Origin of the sequence: Carnobacterium sp. (assembly GCF_045617425.1) — a bacterium.
Taxonomy (GTDB): Bacteria; Bacillota; Bacilli; order Lactobacillales; family Carnobacteriaceae; genus Carnobacterium_B.
This window is the reverse complement of the sequence record NZ_JAZLIO010000017.1, coordinates 45447-52776: the sequence shown is the minus strand read 5'-3', so window position 1 is coordinate 52776 and position 7330 is coordinate 45447. Positions and strand designations below refer to the sequence as shown.

Below are 7330 nucleotides of genomic sequence, written 5' to 3'. Positions count from 1 at the left end.
AGGTCACAGGTTCAAGTCCTGTCCCCGCAATTTATCTTTTGAGAAAAAGATAGTTTTAAAAGTAAAGGTCTCGTGGTGTAGGGGTTAACATGTCTGCCTGTCACGCAGAAGATCGCGGGTTCGATTCCCGTCGAGACCGTTAATTGAATACTTGGCCCGGTAGCTCAGTTGGTAGAGCACTTGATTGAAGCTCAAGGTGTCGGCAGTTCGATTCTGTCCCGGGCCACTTTTTTAATGCGGGTGTAGTTTAGTGGTAAAACCACAGCCTTCCAAGCTGTTGATGCGAGTTCGATTCTCGTCACCCGCTTTTTTTTTTGGGCCTATAGCTCAGCTGGTTAGAGCGCACGCCTGATAAGCGTGAGGTCGATGGTTCGAGTCCATTTAGGCCCATTGTACTAAAATTTATAGATTGGCCCGTTGGTCAAGCGGTTAAGACACCGCCCTTTCACGGCGGTATCACGGGTTCGATTCCCGTACGGGTCATAAAAATAAGCTGAAAAAAAGGATAAGAGAATTTTTCTCTTATCCTTTTTTTAGTGTAATAAACAAGTAAAGGCATCACTCGCATGACGAGTGATGCCTTTACGAGAATATCCTTAAAAAGTATAAATGAAGAGCATAATACTAATAGAGATAAAAAAAGAAATGGCACAGAGTTGCAAAGTTCTTTGTGTTAATTGAGCTGAAATAGATTCTTTTGTGGAAAAAAATAATTGAACCACCTTGATAGTAAAAGGTAAGGTAAGTATAAAGATAAACGATAGGCTCTTGAAAGTAGGAATAAAAAGGACGAAACTGACTACATAAATCAGAATGAGTAAATATAAAACAATACGTTGAAAGTGTTTGTGGTCTAAAAAAAAGTTATTTGGATTATGATCGTTTAACTGTTCATTAATTTTTGTATAATTTAATTGAAGTTTTCCTAGCTCAACTAAGAAGACCATTAGTATTAAAGGTATACTCCAATAAAAAAGTGTGTTAGGGATGAAATTTGCTTGAACAAAAAAACTCAGGTAGGTTAATATGCCACCCTTAAATACACTCGAAAAAAATAACATCAGCCATGGATAACCTTGTTTAACGAGATAAAATTGCAAATGAATTACCAAACTATAGAAGAAACATAATAACCCTACTAAGTAATGAATGTTGTAAGCAAAGTAATAGATGAGCAGTAGATTTAATAGTTCAAATAGAAGAAATGGAATATGATTAAATGAAAAAGACGATTTGATTGTTTTAAATAAAAAATTTCCTAATAAATGATTTAAAAAAATAAAACTATATAATAGAAGAAAACGTATAACATTAAAGGAACTATATTGACCAGCATAGAGTGTACCTATTAATAAATAAGATAAAGGAATAACGAGAACTAAAAATAAAGGATGATAAAGATAATGTGTGAATGATTTATAAATAGAGTGCACCAATGAAAAAACTCCTTTTAATGATTTGTCTAATCTTATTTTACCTAAAAAAGGGGTAATGGTATAGAGAAAAGAAGAATAAATAGGTTGATTGACTAGAAAGCATGGTGGTTTTGATCAAATTAACTATTTTTTGTAGATTTAATACTAATAAAGTACGAATTATGGTAAAATGTATAAGGTTTGCAAATCGGATTCCCGAGAGGATTCACTTTAAAAGTGGAGAAGCCTTGTAACCGAAAAATTAAAGGGGGAACAAAGTAATGACTGAAAGAAAATTATTTACTTCTGAATCTGTTTCAGAAGGACATCCAGATAAAATAGCAGATCAAGTTAGTGATGCTATATTGGATGCAATTTTATCAAAGGATCCAGATGCTAGAGTAGCATGCGAAACAATTGTAACAACAGGATTAGTATTAGTAGCTGGGGAAATATCTACTTCAACTTATGTAGATATTCAAAAGACGGTGCGTGATACAATTCGTGAAATTGGATATACAAGAGCTAAATACGGATTTGATGCTGACACGTGTGCAGTGATTGTATCTATTGATGAACAATCAAAAGATATTGCTCAAGGTGTTGATGATTCGCTAGAGTCTAAAGAAACCAATCAAGATGAAATGGATAAAATTGGTGCGGGTGATCAAGGGTTAATGTTTGGTTTTGCTGTAAATGAAACACCAGAATTAATGCCATTGCCAATTTCATTGAGTCATCGTTTAACAAAGCGTCTAGCTGTAGTTAGAAAGGAAAAGCTTGTTTCTTACTTAAGACCGGATGCAAAAGCTCAAGTTACAGTTGAATATGATGAAAATAATAAGCCATTGCGTGTAGATACAATAGTTATTAGTACTCAACATCATCCAGATGTCACATATGAATTATTGAAAAAAGATATGATTGAATTAGTAATCAATCATGAAATTCCTAGTGAATTATTAGATGAAGATACTAAATATTTTATCAATCCAACTGGTCGCTTTGTAATTGGTGGACCTCAAGGAGATGCCGGATTAACAGGACGAAAAATTATAGTCGACACTTATGGCGGATATGCTCGTCATGGTGGAGGGGCTTTTTCTGGGAAAGATCCTACAAAAGTGGACAGATCAGCAAGTTATGCAGCTCGTTATATCGCTAAAAATATTGTAGCTGCAGGTTTTGCAGATAAATGTGAAGTACAGTTAGCTTATGCAATAGGAGTTGCTCATCCAGTATCAATTGCTATAGATACATTTGATACTGGTTCAGTTGCTGAATCTCGTTTAATTGAGGCAGTACGTGCTAATTTTGATTTAAGACCAGCTGGTATTATCAAAATGCTAGATTTACAAAGACCTATTTATAAACAAACAGCAGCGTACGGACATTTTGGACGTACGGACATTGATTTGACTTGGGAACATACAGATAAAGTTGAAAGTTTAAAAGCATTTTTAGCTGAATAAACATGCTAACTAGAAATTAAAGGGAACGAGGGGCCAACCTTAGTTCCCTTTTTTTATTTTTTTTCAATAGTAATGAGTAAAGGAGGGTTGTTTTTTTGGTTTAGAAAGTCGTAACGTAAAACAGTATAGTCAGCTTGAGAGAGTGTTTGGACATAAGTTAGAGTGGTATCTTTTTCTTCTTTTCCTCCAATATGACCAGAATAGACAACTAGTAGGAGTAATCCTCCTTTTCTTAGTCGGGGTAGTATTTCTTTAATAGCTATCAAAGTAGTTTCTGCTGTGGTAATAATTGTTTTGTCTCCGTTAGGTAGGTAGCCTAAATTAAAAATTGCTCCTGCTATAAGAGTATCTTGTGGTAATACAGATCCTATTTTTTCATGCCCTTGATTGAAAAGCTTTACCTGATTGAAGAGTCCAGTTAATAAAAGTTTTTCTTTTGTTTTTTCAATAGCTTTTTTTTGTAAATCAAAACCATAGACCTTTCCGTTTTTACCGACCAATGTTGCCAAGAGAACGGTATCATTTCCATTTCCAACAGTTGCATCAATGACACTATCTCCAGGTAGTAGAGTGTTTGTTAACAATGTGCGACTATAGTGTAGTGCATTATCAAGCATAGCTAATTCCTCCTATGTACAGTTAAATAAATTAGTTTATTCAATTTTAACATGTACTTATTTATATCTAACTATAAAAAAGAGACAGAGTTTGGTTCAACTCTGTCTCTCAGATTACAAGTTACTTTCTAGATTGATTAAACAATCTTTACAAAATAAATTGGTTAATTAAGTGTGACTTCTTATTTTATTAAAATAAAAAGCAGTAGAAAGTAATAACCAAGAACCTGCTAAGCAAAAACCACCAATGACATCTGATGGAAAATGAACGCCTAAATAGATTCGACTGATCCCAATAATTATGATGAGTAAAGCTGCTAATAGACCAACTACCCATTTGGTCCATTTTTTACTCGTGAACTGAATAATTAAAAAGGCGATTCCACCGTAACAAATCAAGGAAGCCATAGAATGACCACTAGGAAAGCTATATCCATCTTGTAAGATAAGGTGTTCAATAGTAGGACGTGTTCTTTGGAAAAGAAACTTTACCAGTTGATTTAACAACCCTGCTCCAAGAGCAACATTAAAAATAAACCAATAAGCGGTTTTGGAATCTTTTTTTTGTCCTAAAAAGTAAAGACTCACTAAAACAGTCAGTAGTAAAATGCAAAAAGTACCTCCTAAATCGGTTATTAAAGAATAAAATGTTGTTTTTACAGAAGAACGATTGACTAAAAATGGAGAAGCGAAAAATTGATCAAATGAGTTTAGCCATTCTGACTGTTGGGCTACTCCAAAAGCAAATACACCAAATGGGAGTAATAACAGTATGCTGGTCAAAAAATTAGCGGAGGTGTAAAAGGGCTTGTTAGTAGATGATTTCATGATTTTTTCTCATACTTTCTATAAAATAAGCACATCAAAAACTCGTGTACTCTTGAAGAATAAGTTTAGCATATTTATTGAGTAGAATAAACTAAAAGGAACAGAGATCATTTAAGAAAGATAATGAAAAAAATCAAGTATTTAAAGAATGATCTATTTTCTTACGGTATACATAAAACAAGTAATTGCAGTATATTACGTTTGTGTAACGTTTATTAAAAATCCATCATCTGCTTAAGTTAAGCTTTCATTATAAGTGTGGTAAAGATATAATAAAATAGCAATAGTATTATGAAATTTACCCCTAAAAATGGTGAAAAATAAAAATAGGAGGTACTCACTTTGGAAAAAACAAGAAAAGAAAGAATTTCAGCTGTAAAAAATCAAAAAAGCTTTGTTCAATCAGAAAACGCTAATGGATTGATCAAAAAAGGAACAGCTGTTTTCAGTACGACTTTATTAGTGAGTTTACTAGCATTTCCAACATTCTCTGCATCAGCTAGTGCAAATGAATTAGCTGAGACCAGTAGCAAAAAATTGGAAGAAACAATTGGACAGAATGATACTGCATCTGAAGAAGGCCAAAAAGAAGCCATAGAAGCAGACAATAGCGATTACATACCAGAAGATGCCACTGAAAAACAACAACTTATCAATGAACTTAAATCAGTTCTGTCACCTGAAGATTTTGAGCCTTTATCATTTGACGAGTTATCAATCGAAGAAATTGATGAATTACTTACAATAGCTATAGAAAAAGCAGAATTAAACAAAGAGACAGAAACATCTACATCTTTTGAACCAATAGATGAATCAAATGACCCTGATAGTGAAGAAACTGAAAATCTAACTAATGATACATTAGAAAAGGACAACTCAGAAGAGTTAGACGAATCTGAAGTTGCTGTACCCGAAAAAGAAACTGTCAATGAACAAGCTGAAGATACTGCTGCAGTAGTTATAGAAGAGCCCGAAATAGAAGTAGTAGATAATAATGATGAGGCTAATAGTGAACCTATTGAATCAGAAATTATAGAAGAACAAACTACTTCAGAAGATGAAGTAACAGAAGACAAAGTAACAGAAGACAAAGTAACAGAACCAGTAACAAAACCAGTAACAGAACCAGCTAAAGAAGAAAGTATTGTAGAAAAAGCTAAAGTCGTAACTCCTAAAGTAGCAACAACTTCAGCTAAAATAGCAGATACGACTTCGCCTAAAAAATTAGCAACTACAGCAACTACAGCAACTACAGTAGCAACAACGGCTGTAGAAAAAGCTAAAACATATACCGTTAAGTCTGGTGATACATTAAACAAAATTAGTAGAGCTAATAACGTCACAGTAGCACAATTAAAAAAATGGAATAAACTATCAACAGATCTTATTAAAATTGGACAAGTTTTAGCTTTAAATGAAACTGCGTCAAAAAGTACACCAACAGCAACGCCAACCAATACTAATAATGCCATTGCAGATGCATCAACACCTGCTGGATTTGTTAATGCCATTACATCATATGCAAAACAAGTAGCTGCAGATAATAATTTGTATGCTTCGGTTATGATTGCTCAAGCAGCATTAGAGAGCGGTTATGGTACTAGTAAATTATCAACTAGTCCAAACTATAATTTATTTGGTATAAAAGGAAGTTACAATGGCAATACTGTTACAATGTATACATCTGAATGGAGTTCTTCAACAGGTTGGATTTATATCCCGCAAAACTTCAAGAAGTATCCATCGTATGCTGAATCATTGCAAGATAACGCTAACCTCTTAAAAAGAGGAACTTCTTGGGATAATGGCTATTACTCAGGTGCATGGGCCAGTAATTCAAACAGTGCATATGAAGCGACCGCATGGTTACAAGGACGATACGCAACGGATCCTAGCTATGCTTCTAAGTTAAATGCTATCATAAAAACTTATAACTTAACGCAATATGACACGAAGTCTTCTGGAGAAACAGCACCAACAACGCCGAGTACTCCGGTATCAAATGATAATAATAACGTTTCAACACCAGATGCAGGTAATACGAGCAGTACATCTTATAAAGTGAAATCAGGCGACACATTGACAGCTATTGCATCAAAATATGGCGTATCAGTTTCGAACTTGAAATCGTGGAACAGCTTAAAGTCAGATATGATATATGTGAACCAAACATTGTCGATCAAAGGTGGATCAACGTCAGGTGGAACAACAACACCAGCACCAAGCACTGGAAACACAAGCAGTACGTCATACACAGTAAAATCAGGCGACACGTTGACTGGAATCAGTTCAAAATACGGTTTAACTGTTTCAAACTTGAAATCATGGAACAACTTAAAATCAGATACAATCTATGTGAATCAAGCTTTAACGATCAAAGGTGGATCAACGTCAGGTGGTGGAACAACAACACCAGCACCAAGCACTGGAAATACAAGCAGTACGTCTTACAAAGTGAAATCAGGCGATACATTGACAGCTATCGCGTCAAAATATGGCGTATCAGTTTCGAACTTGAAATCATGGAACAACTTAAAATCAGATACAATCTACGTGAATCAAGCTTTAACGATTAAAGGTGGATCAACGTCAGGTGGAACAACAACACCAGCACCAAGCACTGGAAATACAAGTAGTACGTCATACACAGTAAAATCAGGCGACACGTTGACTGGAATCAGTTCAAAATACGGTGTAACTGTTTCAAACTTGAAAACATGGAACAAACTATCAACAGATGCAATCAGTATTGGTCAAACATTAGTAGTAAAAAATGTTACAGCTTCTAGTTCTGTCCAAATAACTAAACCAACTACATCAAGAACGCATAAAGTTGTAAGTGGCGACACTCTATGGGATATTGCTCAAAAATATGGTATGTCTATTTCAGAAATAAAAACAGCCAACTATTTAAAATCAGATGTTATATTTGTTGACCAAACTTTGATTATCAAATAATAATAACGGGGACTCGACAAAAGTTGGGTCTTCGTTTTTG

4 protein-coding genes, 5 tRNA genes and 1 riboswitch are annotated in these 7330 nt (G+C 34.4%); of the genes, 7 read left to right on the top strand and 2 right to left on the bottom strand.

The genetic code is table 11. The annotated features are described in order from the left end of the window. Positions 1-66 precede the first annotated feature (66 nt). The 6 genes from ACKI3H_RS09530 (at position 67) to metK (ending at position 2887) form a co-directional block, all read left to right on the top strand. A tRNA-Asp gene (locus ACKI3H_RS09530) sits at positions 67-139 on the top strand. 14 nt (positions 140-153) lie between these two features. Next, positions 154-226: transfer RNA gene (locus ACKI3H_RS09525), tRNA-Phe, on the top strand. Between the two features lie 10 nt (positions 227-236). After that, positions 237-307: transfer RNA gene (locus ACKI3H_RS09520), tRNA-Gly, on the top strand. Between the two features lie 9 nt (positions 308-316). Beyond that, positions 317-390 (top strand) — tRNA-Ile (locus ACKI3H_RS09515). 21 nt (positions 391-411) lie between these two features. After that, positions 412-483, top strand: a tRNA-Glu gene (locus tag ACKI3H_RS09510). A 1127-nt stretch (positions 484-1610) separates the two neighbouring features. Continuing rightward, positions 1611-1699, top strand: a riboswitch (SMK box riboswitch). After that, a complete protein-coding gene (metK, locus tag ACKI3H_RS09505) occupies positions 1697-2887 on the top strand; it encodes a methionine adenosyltransferase (RefSeq protein ID WP_407372013.1) in 1191 nt (396 codons plus the stop codon). It overlaps the preceding riboswitch by 3 nt. Positions 2888-2940: 53 nt before the next feature. Here the strand turns inward: metK and ACKI3H_RS09500 are convergent, their stop codons facing one another. Both ACKI3H_RS09500 and ACKI3H_RS09495 read right to left on the bottom strand, forming a co-directional pair. Next, entirely contained in the window at positions 2941-3504 is a 564-nt protein-coding gene (locus ACKI3H_RS09500) for a class I SAM-dependent methyltransferase (protein ID WP_407372012.1), read from the bottom strand. A gap of 168 nt (positions 3505-3672) precedes the next feature. Next, positions 3673-4332 (bottom strand): phosphatase PAP2 family protein, encoded by a 660-nt coding sequence (locus ACKI3H_RS09495; RefSeq protein ID WP_407372011.1) that lies wholly within the window; start codon positions 4330-4332, stop codon positions 3673-3675. 342 nt (positions 4333-4674) lie between these two features. On the opposite strand from ACKI3H_RS09495, the gene ACKI3H_RS09490 reads away from it, so the two are divergent. Beyond that, positions 4675-7290: a LysM peptidoglycan-binding domain-containing protein gene (locus ACKI3H_RS09490; RefSeq protein ID WP_407372010.1), complete on the top strand. Its 2616-nt coding sequence runs from the start codon at positions 4675-4677 to the stop codon at positions 7288-7290. Positions 7291-7330 lie beyond the last annotated feature (40 nt).